General features: G+C 68.5%; 19 protein-coding genes and 1 riboswitch. Of the genes, 3 read left to right on the top strand and 16 right to left on the bottom strand.

All coding sequences use genetic code 11. The features are described 5' to 3' along the window. Positions 1–18: 18 nt before the first annotated feature. The 3 genes from AC3DET_RS06315 to AC3DET_RS06325 all read right to left on the bottom strand — a co-directional run bounded on the left by AC3DET_RS06315 (position 19) and on the right by AC3DET_RS06325 (position 1566). A complete protein-coding gene (locus AC3DET_RS06315; RefSeq protein ID WP_192200053.1) occupies positions 19–216 on the bottom strand; it encodes a zinc-finger domain-containing protein in 198 nt (65 codons plus the stop codon). Between the two features lie 158 nt (positions 217–374). Further along, positions 375–953, bottom strand: coding sequence for a YceI family protein (locus AC3DET_RS06320; RefSeq protein WP_192200052.1), 579 nt, complete (start codon positions 951–953; stop codon positions 375–377). Positions 954–978: 25 nt separating this feature from the next. Next, positions 979–1566, bottom strand: a complete 588-nt coding sequence (locus AC3DET_RS06325) for a malonic semialdehyde reductase (RefSeq protein WP_192200051.1) — start codon at positions 1564–1566, stop codon at positions 979–981. A gap of 128 nt (positions 1567–1694) precedes the next feature. Here AC3DET_RS06325 and AC3DET_RS06330 point away from each other — a divergent pair, with 128 nt between their 5' ends. Beyond that, on the top strand, positions 1695–2669 hold the full coding sequence (locus AC3DET_RS06330) for a mitochondrial fission ELM1 family protein (RefSeq protein WP_488391051.1): 975 nt from the start codon (positions 1695–1697) through the stop codon (positions 2667–2669). Between the two features lie 2 nt (positions 2670–2671). On the opposite strand, the gene AC3DET_RS06335 is transcribed toward AC3DET_RS06330, so the two are convergent. The 5 genes from AC3DET_RS06335 to AC3DET_RS06355 all read right to left on the bottom strand — a co-directional run bounded on the left by AC3DET_RS06335 (position 2672) and on the right by AC3DET_RS06355 (position 8392). Further along, positions 2672–3304, bottom strand: a complete 633-nt coding sequence (locus AC3DET_RS06335) for a LysE family translocator (protein WP_488391052.1) — start codon at positions 3302–3304, stop codon at positions 2672–2674. Between the two features lie 20 nt (positions 3305–3324). Next, a riboswitch (ZMP/ZTP riboswitch) is annotated at positions 3325–3403 on the bottom strand. A gap of 37 nt (positions 3404–3440) precedes the next feature. Further along, positions 3441–6251 carry a bifunctional [glutamate--ammonia ligase]-adenylyl-L-tyrosine phosphorylase/[glutamate--ammonia-ligase] adenylyltransferase gene (gene glnE / locus AC3DET_RS06340; RefSeq protein ID WP_488391053.1) on the bottom strand — a complete coding sequence of 937 codons (2811 nt, stop codon included), beginning with the start codon at positions 6249–6251 and terminating at the stop codon, positions 3441–3443. Between the two features lie 187 nt (positions 6252–6438). Then, entirely contained in the window at positions 6439–7107 is a 669-nt protein-coding gene (gene lipB / locus AC3DET_RS06345) for a lipoyl(octanoyl) transferase LipB (protein ID WP_488391054.1), read from the bottom strand. After that, a complete protein-coding gene (locus tag AC3DET_RS06350) occupies positions 7095–7373 on the bottom strand; it encodes a DUF493 family protein (RefSeq protein WP_488391055.1) in 279 nt (92 codons plus the stop codon). Before AC3DET_RS06350 ends, lipB begins: the two co-directional genes overlap by 13 nt. Positions 7374–7474: 101 nt before the next feature. Beyond that, the gene (locus AC3DET_RS06355) at positions 7475–8392 is read right to left on the bottom strand and encodes a CsgG/HfaB family protein (RefSeq protein WP_337730895.1); all 918 of its coding nucleotides are present in this window, start codon (positions 8390–8392) and stop codon (positions 7475–7477) included. Between the two features lie 261 nt (positions 8393–8653). On the opposite strand from AC3DET_RS06355, the gene AC3DET_RS06360 reads away from it, so the two are divergent. Further along, positions 8654–9526 carry an EamA family transporter gene (locus AC3DET_RS06360; protein ID WP_488391056.1) on the top strand — a complete coding sequence of 291 codons (873 nt, stop codon included), beginning with the start codon at positions 8654–8656 and terminating at the stop codon, positions 9524–9526. Positions 9527–9584: 58 nt separating this feature from the next. On the opposite strand, the gene AC3DET_RS06365 is transcribed toward AC3DET_RS06360, so the two are convergent. From AC3DET_RS06365 to AC3DET_RS06400, 8 genes are all read right to left on the bottom strand, one after another. Further along, on the bottom strand, positions 9585–10787 hold the full coding sequence (locus tag AC3DET_RS06365; RefSeq protein WP_488391057.1) for a D-alanyl-D-alanine carboxypeptidase family protein: 1203 nt from the start codon (positions 10785–10787) through the stop codon (positions 9585–9587). A 118-nt stretch (positions 10788–10905) separates the two neighbouring features. Beyond that, on the bottom strand, positions 10906–12078 hold the full coding sequence (locus AC3DET_RS06370; RefSeq protein ID WP_488391058.1) for a septal ring lytic transglycosylase RlpA family protein: 1173 nt from the start codon (positions 12076–12078) through the stop codon (positions 10906–10908). Then, on the bottom strand, positions 12075–13211 hold the full coding sequence (mltB, locus tag AC3DET_RS06375) for a lytic murein transglycosylase B (RefSeq protein ID WP_446537907.1): 1137 nt from the start codon (positions 13209–13211) through the stop codon (positions 12075–12077). Before mltB ends, AC3DET_RS06370 begins: the two co-directional genes overlap by 4 nt. A gap of 61 nt (positions 13212–13272) precedes the next feature. Then, positions 13273–14409 (bottom strand): rod shape-determining protein RodA, encoded by a 1137-nt coding sequence (gene rodA / locus AC3DET_RS06380; RefSeq protein WP_192200042.1) that lies wholly within the window; start codon positions 14407–14409, stop codon positions 13273–13275. Next, entirely contained in the window at positions 14406–16568 is a 2163-nt protein-coding gene (gene mrdA, locus AC3DET_RS06385) for a penicillin-binding protein 2 (protein ID WP_488391059.1), read from the bottom strand. The genes rodA and mrdA overlap by 4 nt, the downstream gene beginning before the upstream one ends. A 3-nt stretch (positions 16569–16571) precedes the next feature. Next, positions 16572–17057 carry a rod shape-determining protein MreD gene (gene mreD, locus AC3DET_RS06390; protein WP_192200040.1) on the bottom strand — a complete coding sequence of 162 codons (486 nt, stop codon included), beginning with the start codon at positions 17055–17057 and terminating at the stop codon, positions 16572–16574. Beyond that, positions 17054–18226, bottom strand: coding sequence for a rod shape-determining protein MreC (gene mreC / locus AC3DET_RS06395; RefSeq protein WP_488391060.1), 1173 nt, complete (start codon positions 18224–18226; stop codon positions 17054–17056). The genes mreD and mreC overlap by 4 nt, the downstream gene beginning before the upstream one ends. Before the next feature lie 169 nt (positions 18227–18395). Continuing rightward, on the bottom strand, positions 18396–19442 hold the full coding sequence (locus AC3DET_RS06400) for a rod shape-determining protein (RefSeq protein ID WP_055937350.1): 1047 nt from the start codon (positions 19440–19442) through the stop codon (positions 18396–18398). 315 nt (positions 19443–19757) lie between these two features. Between AC3DET_RS06400 and AC3DET_RS06405 the strand changes: the two genes are divergently transcribed. Then, positions 19758–20690: a carbohydrate kinase family protein gene (locus tag AC3DET_RS06405; protein ID WP_192200038.1), complete on the top strand. Its 933-nt coding sequence runs from the start codon at positions 19758–19760 to the stop codon at positions 20688–20690. Positions 20691–20852: the final 162 nt, after the last annotated feature.

Genomic DNA, 20852 nt, shown 5'->3' on the forward strand with positions numbered 1-20852 from the left:
TTCGGCCGCATCAGGCGATCAGTCGGCCAGGACGAAATGCGAACCGCAGTACGGGCACTGCACATCCCCACCCGGCGCGTCTTCGATGGGCAGGTAGACGCGCGGGTGCGAATTCCACAGCGCCATCGACGGCAGCGGGCAGCTCAGCGGCAGGTCGGCGCGCGAGACGGTGTAGCGCTTCTCGGCGTTGGCGGGCGCGGTGGCGGTCTGGGTCATGGCAATGCGGGACGTGCTGGAACGAGGCGGCCAGTCTACCAGCCGGTACCGTGACGGCCCAAGGAAGGGGTTCCCATGACGGAAAACGCCGCCCGGCGCGAGCGGGGCGGCGTTTCCGGCAGCATCCGGCCGGCGCGCGAAGGCCGGGGAAGGCGTGCTTACTTCTTGGCGTCGGCCGTGGCTTCGGTGGTGATCTTCAGCGTCACTTCGTCGCTGACCATCGGGGCGTACGCGCCCACGCCGAAGTCGCTGCGCTTCACGGTGGCGGTGGCATCGAAGCCGATCGCCGGCACCTTCTTCATCGGGTGCTCGCCGGCCTTGTTGAGGGTCACGTCCAGCACCACCGGCTTGGTGATGCCCTTGATGGTCAGGTCACCGGTGACCTTCAGCTTGCCTTCCCCGGCCGCTTCCACCTGGGTGCTCTTGAAGGTGGCGGACGGGTACTTGGCGGCGTCGAACCACTTGTCGCTGGTCAGGTGCTCGTAGAACTGGTCGGCCAGCGCGCTCAGGCCGCTCAGCGGCAGGGTGACCTGGACGCTGGACGCGGAAACCTTGTCGGCGTCGTACACCAGGGTGCCGTCGGCCTGGCCGAAGTTGGCGCTCGGGTTGGAAAAACCGAAATGGTTCCAGGTCGCCAGCACGTTGGTGTGGCCGGGGTCGATCTTGTAGGTGACCGGCGCGGCGAAGGCGGAGCCGGCGAAGGCAAACAGGGCAGCAACGAGCAGGGTCTTGCGCATGGGATATCTCCGGGGTGGTGGGGTGTCAGAGGATGCGCGCGGCTTCGTCGAAGCCCAGGCGCGGGGAACGCGGGAAAATGCTGGCCGGGTCGCCATGGCCCAGGTTGACCAGGATGTCGGACTTGATCGCGGTGCCGGCGAAGAAGGCCTCGTCGACCTTCGCGGCGTTGAAGCCGGTCATCGGACCGGCATCCAGGCCGAGCGCGCGCGCGGCGACGATCAGGTAGCCCGCCTGCAGGCTGGCATTGCGCAGCGCGGGCTTGAAGCGGTTCTCGCGCGGGCCGTCGAACCAGGCCTTGGCATCGGTATGCGGGAACAGGAACGGCAGCTTCTCGTGGAAGTCCTCGTCGCGGCCGATGATGACGGTCACCGGGGCGGCCATGGTCTTGGCGTAGTTGCCCTCGTCCAGCGCGGGGCCCAGCTTGGCCTTGGCTTCGGCCGACTTCACGAACACGAAGCGTGCCGGCGTGGTGTTGGCCTGGGTGGGACCGAACTTCAGCAGGTCGTACAGCTGGCGCAGCGTGTCGTCGCTGACGTCACCGCCGAACGCGTTGTAGGTGCGGGCGGTGCGGAACAACTGGTCGAGCGAAGCGGCGTCGAGAACGTGGGGCATGGCATACCTGTCGCGAAGAGGGAAACAGCATCCGCAGCGGCCGGCCTGGGCCGGCGGATCGGACGGGCAGTGTAGGGTGTCCTGACTATGGCAACATCCAACCGACCCGGAACGGATTGTTTTAACCAGTGGAACGAACGAGCCCTCCCACGACCGATTCGGCGCGCCCCTGGACCCTGACCGATGGCCACGCCGGCAATGTGCGGCAGGCCCGGGCGTTGATGAAGGAGCTGGATGCCGGTGAAGCGTGCGAGTGGGTGCTGCAACCGCGTGCGCCGTGGCGCTGGGCGGCCCCTCGCCTCTGGCCCGGATCCGCGCAGGCCTTCGGAAGCGCTTTCGCCGCTGCCCTACGCACCCCCCCTCCGCTGGCCGTCGGCTGTGGCCGGCAGGCTGCGCTGGCGACGCGGCTGCTGCGCGGGCGCGGCAGCAAGGCGGTGCAGATCCTTGCCCCTCGCATCGACCCCATGCACTGGGACGTGGTCATCGCGCCGGCACATGACGGCCTGCATGGCCGCAACGTCATCACCCTGACAGGCAGCCTGAACCCGGTCGACGATGCCTGGCTGGCGGACGCGCGCCTGCAGTTCGCGACCTTCGCCCAGCTGCCATCGCCGCGCACCGCCGTATTGCTGGGCGGCGACAGCGCGCATGCGCGCTTCGACCCTGCGGACTTCCTGGCGTTGGCCGCGGACCTGGACGCGGTGCTGGCGCGCGAGGGCGGCAGCGTGCTGGTGACCACCTCGCGGCGCACGCCGCGCCAGGTGATCGACGCAGTGCGCCAACGCTATGCAGCCACGCCCGGCATTGTCTGGTGCGGCGAACACGATGGCCCGAACCCCTACCCCGGCCTGCTGGCCTGGGCCGACCGCATCGTCTGCACGCCGGACTCGGTCAACATGCTGTCCGAAGCCTGTGCGACCAGGGTGCCCGTGCACGTCTTCGATCCCCACCGCGTCAGTGGCCGGCCGCGCCGGTTCCTGGACGCCCTGCTGCAACGCGGGCGCATCCGCGTGATGGATGGCGCAATGCAGGCCTTCGATGTCGAACCACTGCGGGAAACAGCGCGCGTGGCTGCGGCACTCCGCGACCGCCTCGCGCCCTGACGTCAACGGCGCGCTTCCGTCGCCATCCGCACCGCCAGCGCCGCCAGCACCGTGCCCATCAGCCAGCGCTGGGCCGTGGCCCAGAAGGGCCGCTGCGCCAGAAAGGCGGCAACACTGCCCGCGAATACCGCAATCAGCGCATTGACGACCAGGCTGACGAGGATCTGCACCGAACCCAGCGCGAGCGACTGCGCCAGCACGCCACCGCGCGCAGGGTCGATGAACTGCGGCAGCAGCGACAGGTAGAGCACGGCGATCTTGGGATTCAGCAGATTGGTCAGCAGTCCCATCAGGAACAGCTTGCGTGGGCCATCGGCCGGCAGGTCGCGCACCTGCAGTGGCGAACGGCCACCGGGTCGCACCGCCTGCCAGGCCAGGTAGAGCAGGTAGGCTGCGCCGGTGATGCGCAGCGCGTCGTACGCATAGGGCACCGTCATCAGCAACGCCGTGATGCCGAAGGCAGCGCACAGCATGTAGACCACGAATCCGGCGGCAACACCGCCCAGCGATATCAGTCCGGCACGCGTGCCCTGGCTGATCGAGCGCGACACCAGATAGATCATGTTCGGCCCCGGTGTCAGGACCATGCCGAGCGCGATCAGTGCGAATGCGAGTAGCGGGGAAGCGTCGGGCACGCAGCATCTCCTGGTGGAGGAAAGGATGCCCAGGCGCGCGGCGGCGATGCCCGCGCTTCCCGAGGGTGCTCCCTCCAGGCGCCAGTCACGCGGGGGTGCAGGTTAGCGGCGGACGCGCGCGACAGGCAAGCGCCCTTCACGGGGCGAACACCAGTCCATGCGCCTCCGCCGTACGGACGACCAGCGCGCGGGCGGTCGCCAGCGCGGCATTCTCGACCACCAGTCGCGGCCGCCGGTCCAGCGTGCAGGCCAGCCCTTCGGCCACGAAGGTGGCATGCACCCGGCAGAGTGCCTCGGCTTCCTCGGGCGGCAGCACGCCGGCCTCCGCCATCGCGATGATCAATCCGCTGCTGTCGCGCGGTGCGAGCAACGCCGGGTGCGTGGCGGAGTCGCGCAGCACCAGGTACTGCAGCAGGAATTCCAGATCCACCAGCCCGCCCGCGCCCTGCTTCAGGTCGAAGCGCGCGGCATCGCTGCGGTCCAGTTCGCCGCGCATGCGTGCGCGCATGTGGATCACGTCGTCCCGGAGCTTCGCGGCATCGCGCCGAGAGGACAGCGTTTGCGCACGGATACGTTCGAACGCCGCCAGCAGGCCGGCATCGCCGGCGATGCCCCGGGCACGCACCAGGGCCTGGTGCTCCCAGGTCCAGGCGCGCTCGCGCTGGTAATCGCCGAAGCTGGCCAGCGACGAGACCAGCAGACCCTTGGCGCCGTCGGGGCGGAGGCGTACGTCCACATCGTAGAGGCGTCCCGCCGCCGTCACTGCGCCCAGCAGGGCGACGATCTTCTGCGCGAGGCGCGCATACCAGCGACCCGCCTCCAATGGCCGCGCGCCATCGGATTCGGCATCGGCGGGCGCATCGAAGAGGAACACCAGGTCCAGGTCCGAACCGAAACCGAGCTCCTCGCCGCCCAGGCTGCCGTAACCGATCACCGCGAACCGGCCGCCTGCGACACCGCCATGTGCCGACGCGACATCGCGCGCGGCGACCTGCACGACGACCCGGACGACCTCGTCGGCCAGCCACGCCAACTGGCGCACGCTGTCGCGCGCCGCCTGGCGACCATCGAGCGCGGCCAGCGCCACGCGGAAGCTCAGCGCGAGCCGCCGCTCGTTCACGACACGCAGGCAGGTTTCCGGGTCGTCCTCCACCAGCGCCGCTTCGCACTCCATGCGCAGTTCGTCGCGATCGGGCATCGGGCCGGAGACGCGGGTGTCGAGCAGTTCGTCGAGCAGCAAGGGGTACTGCGCCAGCCGCTCGGACAGCAGCGCGCTGCGCGCCAGCACGTTGACCAGCCGCGCCAGTGCGCTGGGCTGTTCGTCGAGCAGCGCGAGATAGCTGGCGCGGCGCAGGATCGCCTGCAGCAGCGACAACACGCGCCGCAATGCCGCATCCGGTTGCGACGATCGTGCGCAGGCGTCGAGCAAGGCCGGCAGTACGCGATCTAGCCGCGCACGCGAACCATCGGACAGCGCGCGCACGCCACTGAACTGGGCGAACTCGCGCAGCGCACCGTCGGCGCTGCCCGCGTCGGCGAACCCGGATGCGGCCAGCGTCTGGACATCGCCCCCATCGGGCAGCGCGCGCCAGTACAGCGCCAGCGCATCCGGCGCGGCATCGCGCTGGCGCGGTGCGAGCAGTTCGGCGAACTCGGCCGACACCCGCGCACGCTGCAGGTCCAGTGCGACGCGCAACGCATCCCAGTCCGGACAGTCCAGGCCACGCGCGATGCGGTGGCGGTCCATCGCGTCCTCCGGCAGCGCATGCGTCTGCGCATCGCGCAGCATCTGCAGGCGATTCTCCAGCCGGCGCAGGAAACGGTAGGCCTGCGCCAGCGCATCGCCCTCCTCTTCGGACATCTGCCGCGTGGCGACCAGCGCGGGCAAGGCCATGCGCAGCCTCCGCTCGCGCAGCGCGGCTTCGCGCCCACCGCGGATCAGCTGCAACGCCTGCACCAGGAACTCGATCTCGCGGATGCCGCCGGGTCCGCGCTTGATGTCATCGGCCAACTCGCGGCGCGCGACTTCGGCGGCGATCGCCGCCTTCATCTCGCGCAGCCCGTCGAGCGCCGTGTAGTCCAGGTAGCGCCGATAGACGAACGGGCGCAGCGATTCCAGCCAGCGCTCGCCCGCCTCGATGTCACCGGCCACGGCGCGCGCTTTCAGCCACGCATAGCGCTCCCAGTCGCGGCCTTCGCGCTGGAAATACTGATCCATGCCGGCGAACGACAGCGCCACCCGCCCGGCGTTGCCGAACGGCCGCAGGCGCAGGTCGACGCGATGGCAGAAGCCATCGACGGTGGGCTCGTCCAGCAACTTCGCCAACCGCTGGCCCAGCCGCATGAAGTAGTCCTCGGCCGCGAGCGATCGCGCACCGTCCGACTCGCCGCCCTGCGGATACGCGTAGACCAGGTCGATGTCCGACGAGAAGTTCAGTTCGCCACCGCCCAGCTTGCCCAGCCCGAACACGACCAGCCGCTGCACGCTGCCGTCGCGTGCGCGCACGACGCCATGGCGTTGCGCGAACTCGGCTTCCAATGCCTCCAGCGCGGTCTGCAGGCAGACTTCGGCCAATCGCGTGGTGCCCGCGAGCGTGTCGTCCACCGTATCGAGGCCATGCACATCGCGCCACACCAGACGCGTGGATTCGGCGGTGCGGTAGCGACGCAGCAACTCGGGCCATTGCACGGCGTTGTCCGCCACCAGCGCAGGCACTGGCCACGGTGCGGCGCCATCGTCGTGCAGCAGTGCCGCCAGCAGGTCGGGCTGCCGGCGCAGCGTTTCCAATGCGAAGTCGCTGGTCGCGATCACGCGCGACACACGATCGACATTGCGCGCGTCGCCGAGCAGGGCATCCAGGTCCGGCGACGCGGTGCGCAGGCGCGCCAATCCGCGTTCGGTCAGTGCTTCAAGCTCGGCATCGAGGGAGAGGGGCGCGTCGTTCATCGCGGCCGATTGTGGCATGGGCCAACGACTGTTGTAGGAGCGACGTCAGTCGCGACCGCGGACCACGACTCGGCATTGCACCCTGGTCAGGACGCTTCATGTCAGGGGGCATGCTTTGCACTCCTTCCACGCTCGCTGGCGAGCCGGCCGTGCGGTCGCGACTGACGTCGCTCCTACAACAAGCGGATTACGCTGCCTGCGACAGGTCCGGCAGCGCGGCTTCGTGCTGCAGCGACAGGCCGAACTGGTCCGCCATGTGCTTCAGCAATACCGGCTTCACCTGGTCCATGCCGGTAGGGCCGCCGAGGTCGGCGAGCGAAACCACCTGCAGGCCCTGGTAGCCGCAGGGGTTGATGCGGCGGAACGGTTCCAGGTCCATCGCGATATTGAACGCGAGGCCATGAAACGTGCAGCCGCGCCGCACGCGGATGCCGAGCGCACCGATCTTGGCACCGGCCACGTACACGCCGGGGGCGCCGTCCTTGCGCTCGGCATGGAGGTTCCATTCGGCCAGCGTGTCGATCATCGCCTGCTCGATCTTGCAGACGTAGTCGCGCACGCCCACCTTCAGGCGCTTCAGGTCGAACAGCGGGTACGCAACGATCTGGCCGGGGCCGTGGTAGGTCACCTGGCCGCCGCGGTCGACGTGGATGACGGGAATGTCGCCCGCCGCCAGCACGTGCTCGGGCTTGCCGGCCTGGCCGAGGGTGAACACCGGGTCGTGTTCGACCAGCCACAGTTCGTCGCGGGTGGTATCGGTCCGCGCGTCGGTGAAGCGCTGCATGGCGCGCCACACCGGCTCATACGGTTGCCGTCCCAGTTCGCGGACGACGCAGGGCGACGTCACAGCGTCCACTTCACTTCGGGATGCCCGCGCAACGCTTCATGGGCGGCGTCGTACTGCGCACGGTCATTGGCCTGGAAGCGGATGCGCACGGATACGTACTTGCCGTTGGCCGAGTGCTTCCAGGTGATGTCTTCATGCACCACCGGCACGCCGGAGGCTTCCAGCAGACGGGGCAGTTCGGTCTCCAGGCCGGTGCCGGCGGTGCCCATGGCGCTGAGCTCGAAGGTGCCGGGGAACTGGAAGCCGTGGTCGGGGTTGTCGGATTTGATTTCCATGCGGGAATTATTGGGATGGCGGGCGGGAAAGCCAAGCCGTGGGCATCCCGGAACGAGGAAGGGCCGCTTTCGCGGCCCTTCGTGCACATCCGGCAGGCGGTTCAGCGCGCCAGCTGCACCAGGCTGGACGACACCCACCCCTTGTTGCCCAGTTCGTCTTCCACTTCCCACATCATCCCGTCCTTGTTGCCGGTGGGGTACAGCAGCATGCCCGGGTCGAGGTCGCGCACGGCCTTGCCGGTGCCCTTGGGATTGGCGAACAGGCGACCCGGCTTGGTCATTTCCACTGCCTGCTGGGCGTTGGAAGCGGACGCATTGCCGGACAGGCCGCCCAGCTCGGTTACCAGGTTGGTGTACGCCTGCAGGTAGGCCAGCGTGATCACCTGGCCGATCTCGGTGTTGGCGTAGCCGCTGGCACCGCCGCCGCCCCAGTGGCTGCCCGTGAACAGGCTGCCACCCGCACCCCAGCCGATGTCGGTCTTCTTCGCGCTGCCTTCGGCCATGGCGACCTGCTCGGAGGAGCGCACGTCGGTGACCGTCAGCACCACGTCGGCGGTCTTCTTCTTGAAATCCAGGCCGCCCACGGCGCGGCCGAGGTTGCCTCCCACCAGACCCCCGAGCAGGCCACTGATCGCGTTGCCGCCGGCATTGCTGTTCTGCGAGATCAGGTCGGGCACCAGCACGTAGTCGGCGGCGCGGATCTGGCCCTTGCCGATGTTGGAGCGGTTGCGCAGCTCGCCGCTGGCCGCCAGGTCGCGCTCGGCCATCGCGGCGCCCATGCCCACGCCGCGATCGACGAGGGTGAAGCAGCGCGACTTGTTGACGAAGACCTTGATCAGCTTCGATGGCGCCGGCAGTTGCTGGCCGCTCCACCAGTTCACGCCGTCCTCCGGTTCGATCACCGAGATCGAACCCAGCGGCTTGCTGCAGGTCGGGATCTCGGCCATCTGCTGCTTGCGCTGGTCCTGCGCGCTCTGCCGCTGCGCGAAGGCAGGCAGCGTGGCGGCGATGGCCAGCATGCCCACCGCGATGCGGAGCGTGTTGTTCGTTCCCCTGTTCACTCGTCTATCTCCTTGAAAGGTTGTCGCCCCATGCGAGGGCATTCCGTCGATGCAGGGGCGCCACGGCACGTGTGCCGTTGTCCCCGTCCTCGATGATAGGCCATGGCGGCCATGTTCCCCGGTAGGCACGAGAAATGTGACTGGCTGCGGCCAGCCGCGCGGCGTGATGGCCGATGCGCGCCTTGCGCCATAATCCGCTCCCCTCCCGCGAGTCCGGCCGTGTCCTACCTGCTCATCAGCGTCGTCTGCAGCGTCCTGGTCTCGGTGCTGCTCAAGCTGATGCAGCGGCGTGGCATCGATATCGCCCAGGGCATCACCTGGAACTACCTGGCCGCGTCGTTGTTGTGCTTCGCGCTGCTGGACCCGCCGCTGGCAGCCCTGTCGCGTGCCGGCGCGCCGCACGTGGAACTGGCCCTGCTGGCCCTGTTGCTGCCCGGCATCTTCCTGGCGCTGTCGGCGTCCGTGCGCGCCGCGGGCATCGTGCGCACCGACGTGGCGCAACGGATGTCGCTGGTGCTGTCGCTGTTGGCGGCGTTCCTGTGGTTCGGCGAACGCGTGGACAGCCTGAGGATCATCGGCCTCGTCCTCGGCGTGGCGGCCATCGTCATGCTGGTGCTGCGCCCGCGACACGGGCCGGCCAACGATGCAGACGCGGGCTGGACCGGCTGGGCGCTGCCGCTTCTCGTGCTGATGGGCTACGCGAGCGTCGACGTGCTGTTGAAGCGTCTTTCCGCAGCGGGCACGCCGTTTGCCGCCTCGCTGCAGGTGGCTTTCGTCGCGGCTTTCGTGGTGATGCTGACCGTGCAGATGCTGCGTGCCTGGCGTGGGCGGATCGCGCTGACCGGTGCTGCGCTTGCCAGCGGCCTGCTGCTGGGCACACTGAACTTCGCCAACATCCTGTTCTACGTGAAGGCCCACCGCGCATTGCCGGAGAACCCGGCGGTGGTGTTCTCGATGATGAACATCGGCGTGGTGCTGCTGGGCACGCTGGTGGGCACGCTCGGTTTCGGCGAACGTCTGAGCCGCCTCAATCTACTGGCCATCCCGCTGGCCATCCTGGCGATAGGCTTGATCGCCGCAGGCATGCGCTGAGCGGAAAATGAAGAAGCCGGCTTCCGCCGGCTTCTTCGTCGTCATGGCGCGTGGCGGATCACTCCGACTCCCACCACATCCAGAAGGCGTCCCACAGGCGCTTGAAGAAGCCGGCTTCCTCGATGGCGGTGATCGCCACCAGCGGCGACTGCGCGACCACCTTGCCGTCCAGCGTGACTTTCACCGTGCCGATGGCCTGGCCTGCGGTGATCGGCGCCACCAGCGTCTTCGGCACGTCCATGGTCGGCTTCAGGTCGTCGTAGCGTCCCCGCGGCACGCTGACCAGCATCGGCTGCGCCACACCCAGCTGCACGTCCTTGGTCTTGCCCTTCCACACGCGCTGGGTGGCGATGGCCTTCCCGGGCTCGTACAGGCGGTGCGTCTCGTAGAAGCGGAAGCCCCAGTTCAACAGCGCCAGGCTGTCGTCGGCGCGCTGCTTCTCGGACGTGGAACCCATCACCACCGCGATCAGGCGCTGGTCGCCGCGCTTGGCCGAGCTCATCAGGCAGTAGCCGGCAGCGGAATGGTGGCCGGTCTTGATGCCGTCGACACTGGGGTCGCGCCACAGCAGCAGATTGCGGTTCGGCTGGGTGATGGCGCCAACCGTGAATTCCTTGATCTTGTTGAAGGCGTACTGCTCGGGGTATTCGCGGATCAGCGCGCGCCCCAGCAGGGCCAGATCGTACGCGGTGGAGTAGTGCTCCGGTGCCGACAGGCCATGCGCGTTGGCGAAATGCGAACCCTTCATGCCGATCTGCGCGGCGTAGTTGTTCATCAGTGCCGCGAAGGCTTCCTGGCTGCCGGCGGCATGTTCGGCCAGCGCGATGGCGGCGTCGTTGCCGGACTGGACGGCCATGCCGGTCTCCATGTCCAGCAACGATGCGGTCTTGTTGACGGCGAATCCGCTGTAGCTGCCATCAGTGCCGGCGCCGCCCTCGCGCCAGGCGCGCTCGCTCATCATCACCTGGTCGGTGGGCTTGATCTTGCCGTTCTTCTGTTCGGCCGCCAGCACGTACGAAGTCATGACCTTGGTGATGCTGGCCGGTTCGACGCGCTCGTTGTAGTTCTCGCCCGCCAATACCTGGCCGGTGATGTAGTCCATCAGCACCCAGGCAGTAGCGGTGGGCGTGGGCGCGGGCGGGATGGCCACGGCGGCGGACGCCGGTGCGGCGGAGGGTTGCGGGGTCGGCGCCGGGGTCTGGGCGATGGCCAGGCCCATGGCGGTGGTCGCGAGCGCGGCAAGGACGAAACGGAACTTCATCGGCGGAAAACTCCTGGCGAGGCCGTGGGCCTGACGATTCAAGGCGATCATTGTAGGGAGGCCGGCCGCGGGTTGGGTTGGAAAGACGTAAAAACCGGCGAACAGGCGGCTTGCAGGGTTACTCGCGGACCACCTGCGGGCGGTCGAAACCCAGGCTCGCGATCCGGCCGGCGAGGACCTCCGCCGTGGCGACATCGGGTGCGCCCACGCGCAGGCGCCACAGCGTGCGGCCCTGGCCGGGGACGTCGCTGAGCCGCGCATCGACGATGCCGGCCGCCGCGAGACGTGCCAGTGCCCGGTCCGCGTTGTCGCGGCTCGAGAAGCTGGCGACCTGCAGTTGCAGGGCGGAAGGCGGTGATGCCGATTCCGCGGCGGCACCAGATGGTGCTGTCGCGGCCTGTACCGGCTGCGGCGGCGGCGCGACGCTGGAAACCGGGGATGCAACCGGTGCCCCGGGCTTGCCGGACGCCACGCGCACGCCGTTGGCCTTCATCCACGCTTCGAAGCCGGCCGCACTCGGCGCATCACCCGGCTTGGCAGGCACGTGGTAGCGCGCGGTGTCCTGCGGCAAACGTCCGACCAGGTGATCCATCGCGGAAGGCGCGGGCGCGGTGGCCAGCGTGCTGTCGTCCGGCGTCAATGCGCGCACCTCGACACGTCCGGTGCCGCGCTGGGTGATGCCCAGGCGCACGGCCGCTGCATAGCTGAGGTCGATCACGCGGCCTTCGTGGAACGGCCCGCGATCGTTCACCCGCACCACCACCGACTTGCCGTTGTCCAGGTTGGTGACGCGGGCGAAGCTGGGCAGCGGCAGCGACTTGTGCGCCGCGCTGTAGGCGTACATGTCGTACACCTCCTGGTTGGAGGTGCGGCGGCCGTGGAACTTGTTGCCGTAGTACGACGCCGTGCCCTGCTCCACGTAGCCATCGACGCGGTCGAGCACCCGGTACTGCTTGCCGAGCACCGAGTAGGGCGACTTGTTGCCCACGCGCGAGCGCGCCTCGGCGGTGACGACGGGTTCGCGGATGCAGTCCAGGTCCGGCACATGATCCGGCGTGGTATCCGACACGCCCGGCTTGTAGAGACCGCCTGCGGTGTAGTCGCCGCGCGTGGCCAGGTTTTCCTGGGCCGGGGCGTAACGCGAGCAGTCCTTGCCGGCGACGGTGGGCGAAGGCGCCGTTGGCGACGGCCGGACCGCACCGCCGGTTGCGGAAGGCGACGGGGACTTCTTCGGCGCCGTGCCGCACGCGGCCAGGGCCACTGCCAGCACGGGCAATGCCAGCCACTTCATGCCGACGGGATCTCTCGGCCCGCGATGGCCTGCGACAGCTGGTGCACGGCCATCGCGTACATCTTCGAATTGTTGTAGCGCGTGATCGCGTAGTAGTTCTGGAAGCCCAGCCAGTACTGCTTGCCGTCGGCGCCATCCAGCTGTACCAGCGTGGCGGTGGCGTCGGGGGCGACGGGATCGAGCGGGCGATAGCCCTTCTCCGCCAGCTGCGCCAGCGTGTAGTCGGGCGTCCACGTTTCCGGATTGAACTCGGCGAAGCCCGGCTGCAACTGCGCACGTGCGACCACTGCACCGCCCGGCACCCAGCCGCCGCGTTCGCCGCCCTTCTTGCGGAAGTAGTTGGCAATGGACGCGAAAATATCCGGATACGTGGTGAACAGGTCGCGACGACCGTCGCCGTTGCCATCCACCGCGAACTCGCGGTAGCTGGATGGCATGAACTGGCCCAGCCCCATCGCGCCGGCATAGCTGCCGGTCAGCGAGGCGATGTCGAGCTTCTCCTCGCGACCCAGCGCGAACAGCTGCGCCAGTTCGTCGCGGAAGAACTGCTCGCGACGGTGTTCATAGGCCGCGCGCTCGGGATTGCCGCTGCGCGGATAGCGGAATGCCAGCGTGTACAGCGCATCCAGCACCTTGTGGCGACCGGTGAAACCGCCGTAGTTGGTCTCCACGCCGATGATCGACACGATCACTTCGGCAGGCACGCCGTATTGCTGTTCGACGCGGGCCAGTTCGTCGCGGTGCTCGGCGATGAACGTGCGGCCACCGTCGATGCGCGTCTGGGTGAGGAAGCCCACCCGGTACTCGCTCCACGGCTTCACGCGTTCGGCAGGACGCGACATCGCGGCTACCACGCTGTCCAGGAACTGTGCCTTGGCCAGCGTGGCCTCGATCTCGGCGGGCGCGATGCCGTACTTCGCCGCGGTATCGCGCACGAACTGCGCGCGCGCGGTGGGAAAGTCGACCGGCTTCAGCACCTCGGCGGGCACCTCGGCGACGCGCTCGACCGAGGTTTCGGCGGGCGTCGTCGGAGCAGGAGCGGAGGGAGTCGCCGAAGAAGCCGGCGGCGGTTGCGGTGTGGCGCAGGACGCAAGGCCCAGCACCAGCAGAGAGGAAAGTGCGTGTCGCATCATCGGCGCGAGGGTAGCACGCGATTTTGCGTGCAGGGTGAACAGAGCACGTCGTGATGCGGCATCAATACCCGTGCACGGGCCGGTGTGCGCGCACCGCCATCACCAGTCCCAGGCCCGCGAGCAACGATACCGCGGACGTGCCACCGTAACTCAGCAGCGGCATCGGCACGCCGACCACAGGCAACAGGCCGGACACCATGCCGCCGTTGACGATGACGTAGACGAACAGCGCCATCCCCAGCGTACCGGCGAGCAGGCGCGAATACGTGTCGCGCGCGTCCATCGCAATCCACAGGCAGCGCCCCACCACGAACAGATAGAGCGCCAGCACCGTGGCCACGCCGGCCCAGCCGAATTCTTCGGACAGCACCGAAAAGATGAAGTCGGTGGTGTGCTCCGGCAGGTAATCCAGGTGCGACTGCGAGCCCTGCCCCCAGCCCTTGCCGGTCCAGCCGCCGCCGCCGATCGCGATCTTCGACTGCAGGATGTTCCAGCCCGCGCCGAGCGGATCGTTCTCGGGGTCGCGGAAGGTCAGGATGCGGTTCTGCTGGTATTCGCGCAGGAACGAGAACCACGAGATCGGCGCGAACATCACCAGGCCCACCGCCGTGCCGCCCAGCACGCCCGCCGTGATGAACCACCACCACGACAGCCCCGCGAGGTACAGGCCGAACACGCCGCTCGCAGCGACCAGCATCGCCGTGCCGAAGTCCGGCTGCATCAGGATCAGGCCGGTCGGCAACCCGATCAGCAGCGCCGACACGAAGGTCGTTCGCCAGCCCGGTGGCAGCGGCTCGCGATGCAGGTACCACGCCAGCATCATCGGCAACGCGATCTTCAACAGTTCGGAGGGCTGCAGGTAGAAGACCTTCAGGTCGATCCAGTGCGCACCGTGCTTGCCCGTGCCGATGAACAGCACCAGCACCAGCGGCACCAGCGCCACCGCGAACACGCCGGGTGTCCACGCGCGCAACCGCACCGGCGTGACGCGCGACAGTGCCCACATGGCGGCCAGGCCGACGCCGAAGCGCACGCCCTGCGCCAGCATCAGGCGCGCACCCAACGCTTCGCCACCGGCGCTGTACAGCACCGCCAGGCCGATCGCCATCAAGGCGACCAGCGCACCCAGCAACGGCCAATCGAGCGTGCGCAGCAGATGGCGCAGCAGGTCGAAGCCCCAGCGCAGCAGGTCGGTCATGCTGGACGCCTTTCCGTCGACACCGCTTCAAGCCCCTCTCCCGCCGGGAGAGGGGTTGGGGTGAGGGTCGGGACAGGCGCGGCGGCGTGCATGCGCGAAAGAACGGGTGCGAGCGCGGCCACCCCGTGAAGGTCTCCCCCCATCCGGTCTTCGCCGATCCTTACCCCTCTCCTGGCGGGAGAGGGGCTTTGAGCGGGCGCTCCCGCCGGCGGCGACACCGGTGAAGGGGGCACCGCGGGCGTGGCCTGCGGCACGGGTGGGCTCGGTGAAGCGTTGCCGTTCCCCGTTCCCGGTTCCCCGCCCTCCACCGCTTCCTTCTCCGGCATCTTCCCCAGCAGGTACGCATCGAAGATCTTGCGCGCCATCGGTCCCGCCGTGCTGCCGCCGTAGCCGCCACCTTCCACCGCGATGGCGATGGCGATCGTGGGGTTGTCGGCCGGTGCGAAGCCGACGAACAGCGAGCGATGGCGCAGGTGCATCGGCAGGCTGCGCGGATCGACGGCGGCAGTACCGCGACGGCTGATCACCTGCGCGGTGCCGGTCTTGCCGGCCATGAGGTAAGACGCACCCTGGGCCACGCGCCAGCCCGTGCCGCCCGGCTGCATGGTGTCCTGCATGCCGAGCCGCACCACTTCCACGTTCGCCGGGTTGGGACTGATGGCGATGGGCGCAGGCTGCGGCGTCGGTTCCCATGGCCGATCGAAGCCCACGCGCGTCTGTCTGACCAGGTGCGGCCGCCGCATCTGCCCGCTGGCGATGCCGGCCGTGGCCCGCACCAGTTGCAGCGGCGTGACCTTCCAGTCGCCCTGCCCGATGGCGACGTTCACCGTGTCGCCCGGATACCAGCGCTCCTTGCGCGCCTTGAGCTTGGCCTGCGGCGACGGCAGGATCCCGCCGATCTCGCCGCGCAGGTCAATGCCCGTGGGTTCGCCGAACCCGTAATGCTCCATGTACCGGTCGAACTGTTCGATGCCCAGATCCAGCGCGAGACGGTAGTAGTACGTATTGACGGATTGCGAGATCGACTTGCGCAGATCGGTCACCCCGTGGCCGCGCCGGCTCGCGTCGCCCCAGCCGCGACTCGTACCGGGCAGGTAGAACATGCCCGTGGAGACCACGGTGTCCTCCGGCTTGCGCTTGCCGCTGTCCAGGCCGGCCAGCGCGATCAGCGGCTTCAGCGTGGAACCCGGCGCCACGCCGCCCAGCACCAGCCGGTTGAACTGCGGCCGCGACGGATTCTCGTTGAGCGCCCTGAAATCCTTGCTGGAGATACCGTTGACGAACAGGTTGGGGTCGTAGCTGGGCAGGCTGACCATCGCCAGCACCTCGCCCGTGCGCGGATCGACCGCGATGGCCGACCCTTCCAGCTCGCCGAACGAATCGACGATGGCCTGCTGCAGCGTCGCATCCACGCTCAGGCGCAGGTCGGTGCCCGCCTGCGCCGGCACGCGGCCGACCACGCGCAGCGCGCGCCCTTCCACGTTGGTCTCGACCTTCTCGTAGCCGATCTTCCCGCGCAACTGCTCGTCGTAGTAGCGCTCCAGGCCGGTCTTGCCGATGTGGGTCAGGGCGGAATTGATCTCGCCGAGTTGCTCGAGGTCCTTCTCGTCCACGCGGCCGACATAGCCGACGATGTGCGCGAACAGGTCGCCGTAGGGATAGCGCCGGGTCAGGTACGGCACCAGCTCGACGCCCGGATAACGCCAGCGGTCCACCGCGAAGCGCGCCATTTCCTCCTCGCCCACGCGCAGCTTGAGCGTGATCGGGCGGAACCCGCGCGTGGTCTTGCGGGTGGCCTCGAAGCGTTCGATGTCTTCGGGCGAGAGTTCGATGATCCTGCCGAGCTCGGCCACCAGCTTCGCCGGTTCCTTCACCTTGTCCGGGGTGACATCGAGCCGGAACGCCGGCACGTTTTCCGCCAGCAGCAGTCCGTTGCGGTCGTAGATGGCGCCGCGGCCGGGCACGACGGGGCGCGGACGGATGCGGTTGGCTTCCGAGCGCGTGGCGTAGTCGTCATGGTCGACCACCTGCAGCTTGAAGTACCAGGCACCCAGGCCGATCAGGCACAGCGCCACCACCACGAAGCCCGTCACCGCGCGCCGACGGAACTGGTCGGCTTCGGCATGCGGGTTCTTGCTGCGCCGGCGCGGCCCGATCATCGCTCAGCCCCGCTTGCGGCGACCCAGCCGCAGCGCGTCCATCAGCACGAACAGCGGCGGCCACAGCAACATGCCCAGCAGCGGCGCCCACCAGTATTCCCACGGGAGCGTCGGTTCGCCCAACGCCAGGTGCACCACCGTGGTCACGATGCGATCGTTGAGCAGCAGGCCACCGATGGCCAGCGCCTGCTGCGACATCGGGAAGAAACGCAACCGCGCGCGGAAGCGCTGCAGGATGAACGCCATGATGAGCAGCCGCAGCGCCTGTTCGCCCAGCAGAGTCCCGAACATCAGGTCGGCGACCAGGCCGATGGCGACGGCGAAACCGAGGCCAGCACTGTCCGGCGCCTCGATCACCCAGTAGGCCACGATCAGCGCCAGCCAGTAGGGACGCAGCGGCTGCAGCAGGTCGGGCAACGGCAGCAGGCCCAGCAGCAGGGCGATGACAATGCTCACCGGCATCAGCCAGCCCGCACGCGAGCGACTCATCGTTGCGGCTCCTGCGCGGTCGGACGGGATGACGAACGCTCAACGCTGCGGTTGAGCCCCTCTCCCACCGGGAGCGGGGTTGGGGTGAGGGTCGGGACGTTCGCAGTGTTCGGCGCTCGCGGAGAAACCGTCGCGGGCGCGGCAGAGGCTTGTTCGGCGGCGCCTACACTGCCTTCGTTGCCCCTCACCCCAACCCCTCTCCCCCCGGGAGACGGGCTTTGGGTCGCGGGTGCGGACGCCGGCACGCCTTCGGGCTGGGTCGCGCCTTCCACGGGCGACGACGCTTCGGGCAGGAACCGCGCCGGATCGGCCGGCGGCAACGGCTGTGGCGGTGCGGACTTCAGCAGCAGCACGTCGCGGCCGCGGTCCAGGCGTGCGGCCGGCGTGACGTCGCCGATCAGGAACGCGTGGCTGTCATCCGGACGCAGGGCCGAAATCGTGCCGACCGGGAACCCGGCCGGGAAGCGGCCGCCCAGGCCGGAGGTCACCAGCAGGTCGCCCACCTGCGCGCCACTGTTCAGCGGCACATCGGCCAGTTCCAGCAGATCGCTGCGGCCGCGCCCATAGACGATCAGCCGCACGCCGTTGCGCGCGATCACCACCGGCACCGCGTGGTCGGGATCGGTCAGCAACAGCACGGTGGCATGGGCAGGCGTGGTCTCGATGATCTGGCCCATCAGGCCGCCCGCGTCGATCACCGACTGGCCGACGGTAGCCCCTGCGCGGCTGCCCGCATCCAGCACCAGGCGCTGGCGGCCGGGTGCCAGGTCGATGTCCAGGATGGGGGCCAGTTGCACGTCCAGTCCGCGGGATGTCTTCACGCCCAGCAGCGCGCGCAACTGCGCGTTGTCGGCCGCCGCCGTCTGCAGACGGGCGAGCCGGGCGTTGGCGACCAGCGCATCGTTGCGCAGGCGTGCGTTCTCTTCCTGCAGCCCGCTGCGCGTCGCGGCATCGTCCTGTACGCGGGTGGTCACGCGGCCGGGCAGGCCAGCCAGCCACCACAATGGCTGCGTGACCACGTTGGCCTGCGCACGCACCTGCGACAGCCAGCCACCACGATGGTCCAGGATCACCAGCGCGATGGTCAGCGCCAGATAGCCCAGCAACCGGAGCGTGCTGGCGACTTCACCGGGGCGGGAGGCAACGGGGGGACCGGCGTAGGAAGGCATCAGGGCCGGGCGTCGGGAAGGGGGAATCGGGAATGGGAAAACGCGCGTGGACAGCGTCTCGAATCGTGCGCCTCCGGCAACGGCTGCGGAAGCGGACGCGGGCCGGGAAAACCAGGAACACGGACAGGCGACACGCCCATCCCCGACTCCCGGTTCCCCTTTCCGTTCTTCATTCCGGCGCGAAGAACTCGTTGCCGTGCATGTCCACCAGCTCCAGCGCACGACCGCCGCCGCGGGCCACGCAGGTCAGCGGGTCGTCGGCCACCTGCACGTGCAGGCCGGTCTCCTCGCTGATCAGGCGGTCGAGGTCGCGCAGCAGGGCGCCGCCGCCGGTCAGCACGATGCCGCGCTCGGCGACGTCGGCACACAGTTCCGGCGGGGTCTGCTCCAGCGCCAGCTTGACCGCGCTGACGATGCCGGACAGCGGCTCGTGCAGGGCTTCCAGCACTTCGTTGGAGTTGATCTTGATCATCTTCGGCACGCCCTCGGCGAGGTTGCGGCCGGAGATCTCCATCTCCTGCACCTCGGCCTGCGGGTAGGCGCAGCCGATCTCCAGCTTGATGCGCTCGGCCGTGGCCTCACCGATCAGCATGCCGTGGTTGCGGCGCACGTAGTTGGTGATGAACTCGTCGAAGCGGTCGCCGCCGATGCGGACCGACTGCGAATAGACGATGCCGTTCAGCGAGATCACCGCCACCTCGGTGGTGCCGCCGCCGATGTCGATGACCATCGAACCGCGCGCCTCGGTCACCGGCATGCCGGCACCGATCGCGGCCGCCATGGGCTCCTCGATCAGGTATACGTCACGCGCGCCGGCCTCTTCTGCCGACTCCTTGATGGCGCGGCGCTCCACCTGGGTGGAGCCTGCCGGCACGCACACCAGCACGCGCGGGCTGGGGCGCAGGAAGCGCGACTTGTGCACCTTCTTGATGAAGTACTTCAGCATCGCCTCGGTGTAGGTGAAGTCGGCGATCACGCCATCCTTCATCGGGCGGATGGTGGTGATGTGGCCCGGGGTACGGCCGAGCATCTGCTTGGCCTCCGCGCCGACCGCCGCGACCGAGCGCGAACCTCCGATGGCACGGTCCTGGCGCACCGCCACGACCGAGGGTTCGTTCAGCACGATGCCCTGCCCGCGCACGTAGATCAGGGTATTGGCCGTGCCCAGGTCGATGGACAGGTCGTTGGAGAACATGCCGCGGAGCTTCTTGAACATCGGGGGACGGGTTCCTGCTGGGGGCGGATCGCCTTGAAATGGCGATTTTTTGGGCAAAAAACGAAGTCAGCTAGCCTAACAATCCGGCATGGTGCGGGCAAGGAAAAATCTCGTGAATACACGGGGAAAACCGCTGTTCGCTGCGTCCGCCCGCACGCATGGTCCTGGCGACCGCGCGGCCGGCAGCGCCGGATCAAGGCTGGTCGGCACCGGCCCCAGCCGGTAACCTTCGCACCGGCGCACCGGGAATGGGGCGCACGTCCCGATTTTCCTGCGGCCCGGGACGGCCGCATCCGCCTCCAACCGAGTCTGCCGATGTCCGCACTGATCTGTGGTTCCCTTGCCTACGACACCATCATGGTGTTCCCGGACCAGTTCAAGAACCACATCCTGCCGGACAAGGTGCACATCCTGAACGTGTCGTTCCTGGTGCCGCGCATGCGCCGCGAATTCGGCGGCTGCGCGGGCAACATCGCCTACAACCTGAAGCTGCTGGGCGGGGATCCGATCCCGATGGCCACGGTGGGGCAGGATTTCGGCCCGTATCGCGAGCACTTCACCGAGCAGGGCATCCGCCTGGAGAAGGTGAAGGTGATCGACGAGCTGTTCACCCCGCAGGCGTTCATCACCACCGACCACGACAACAACCAGATCACCGCCTTCCATCCGGGCGCGATGATGCGCAGCTACGAGAACCACGTGAAGGACGTGGCCGGGGTGACCTTCGGTATCGTCAGCCCGGACGGACGCGAGGGCATGATCCAGAACGCGGCCGAGTTCGCGGAAGGCGGGATTCCCTTCATTTTCGACCCGGGCCAGGCCATGCCGCTGTTCAACGGCGAGGAACTGCGCAACTTCATCGAACTGGCGGACTATGTGACCGTCAACGATTACGAGTCCAACCTGCTGCAGGAACGCACCGGCTGGAACGAGGCCGACATCGTCAAGCGCGTGAAGGCTTACATCACCACCCGCGGCCCGCATGGCTCGCAGATCCATACGCCGGACAAGACCTACGACATCCCGCCGGCGCACGAGCGCCGCGTGACCGACCCCACCGGTTGTGGCGACGCCTTCCGCGCCGGCCTGATCTTCGGCATCGAGAAGGGCTACGACTGGCTGACCATCGGCCGCATGGGCAACCTGATGGGGGCCTTGAAGGTCGAGCACCCGGGCACCCAGAACCAGCGCTTCGACTACGACGAGTTCAACGAACAGTTCAAGCAGCAGTTCGGCTATTCGCTGTAACCGCAACCAGCGCAGCCCCGCTTCCCGCCGTGGCCTTGGCTGCGGCTGACACGCCTCCGGCCCGCCGGCACACTCGCGCTGCCGATGCGCAATGCGTAAGGTAAGACCGGGGGATGGCGCAGGCGCCGGTCCCCGCGCCGTCAGCAATCAGGCAGGGGCAGC

Source organism: Pseudoxanthomonas sp. 97-1-1 (assembly GCF_057773125.1).

Coding starts and splice junctions, on each gene's coding strand:
- AC3DET_RS06315 (WP_192200053.1), bottom strand. CDS start 216: ATGACCCAGACCGCCACCGCGCCCGCCAACGCCGAGAAGCGCTACACC.
- AC3DET_RS06320 (WP_192200052.1), bottom strand. CDS start 953: ATGCGCAAGACCCTGCTCGTTGCTGCCCTGTTTGCCTTCGCCGGCTCC.
- AC3DET_RS06325 (WP_192200051.1), bottom strand. CDS start 1,566: ATGCCCCACGTTCTCGACGCCGCTTCGCTCGACCAGTTGTTCCGCACC.
- glnE (WP_488391053.1), bottom strand. CDS start 6,251: ATGAACGACGCGCCCCTCTCCCTCGATGCCGAGCTTGAAGCACTGACC.
- AC3DET_RS06350 (WP_488391055.1), bottom strand. CDS start 7,373: ATGGAAATCAAATCCGACAACCCCGACCACGGCTTCCAGTTCCCCGGC.
- AC3DET_RS06355 (WP_337730895.1), bottom strand. CDS start 8,392: ATGCTGGCCATCGCCGCCACGCTGCCTGCCTTCGCGCAGCGGCAGAGC.
- AC3DET_RS06365 (WP_488391057.1), bottom strand. CDS start 10,787: ATGAAGTTCCGTTTCGTCCTTGCCGCGCTCGCGACCACCGCCATGGGC.
- AC3DET_RS06370 (WP_488391058.1), bottom strand. CDS start 12,078: ATGAAGTGGCTGGCATTGCCCGTGCTGGCAGTGGCCCTGGCCGCGTGC.
- mltB (WP_446537907.1), bottom strand. CDS start 13,211: ATGATGCGACACGCACTTTCCTCTCTGCTGGTGCTGGGCCTTGCGTCC.
- rodA (WP_192200042.1), bottom strand. CDS start 14,409: ATGACCGACCTGCTGCGCTGGGGCTTCGACCTGCTGCGCCATCTGCTG.
- mrdA (WP_488391059.1), bottom strand. CDS start 16,568: ATGATCGGGCCGCGCCGGCGCAGCAAGAACCCGCATGCCGAAGCCGAC.
- mreD (WP_192200040.1), bottom strand. CDS start 17,057: ATGAGTCGCTCGCGTGCGGGCTGGCTGATGCCGGTGAGCATTGTCATC.
- mreC (WP_488391060.1), bottom strand. CDS start 18,226: ATGCCTTCCTACGCCGGTCCCCCCGTTGCCTCCCGCCCCGGTGAAGTC.
- AC3DET_RS06400 (WP_055937350.1), bottom strand. CDS start 19,442: ATGTTCAAGAAGCTCCGCGGCATGTTCTCCAACGACCTGTCCATCGAC.
- AC3DET_RS06405 (WP_192200038.1), top strand. CDS start 19,758: ATGTCCGCACTGATCTGTGGTTCCCTTGCCTACGACACCATCATGGTG.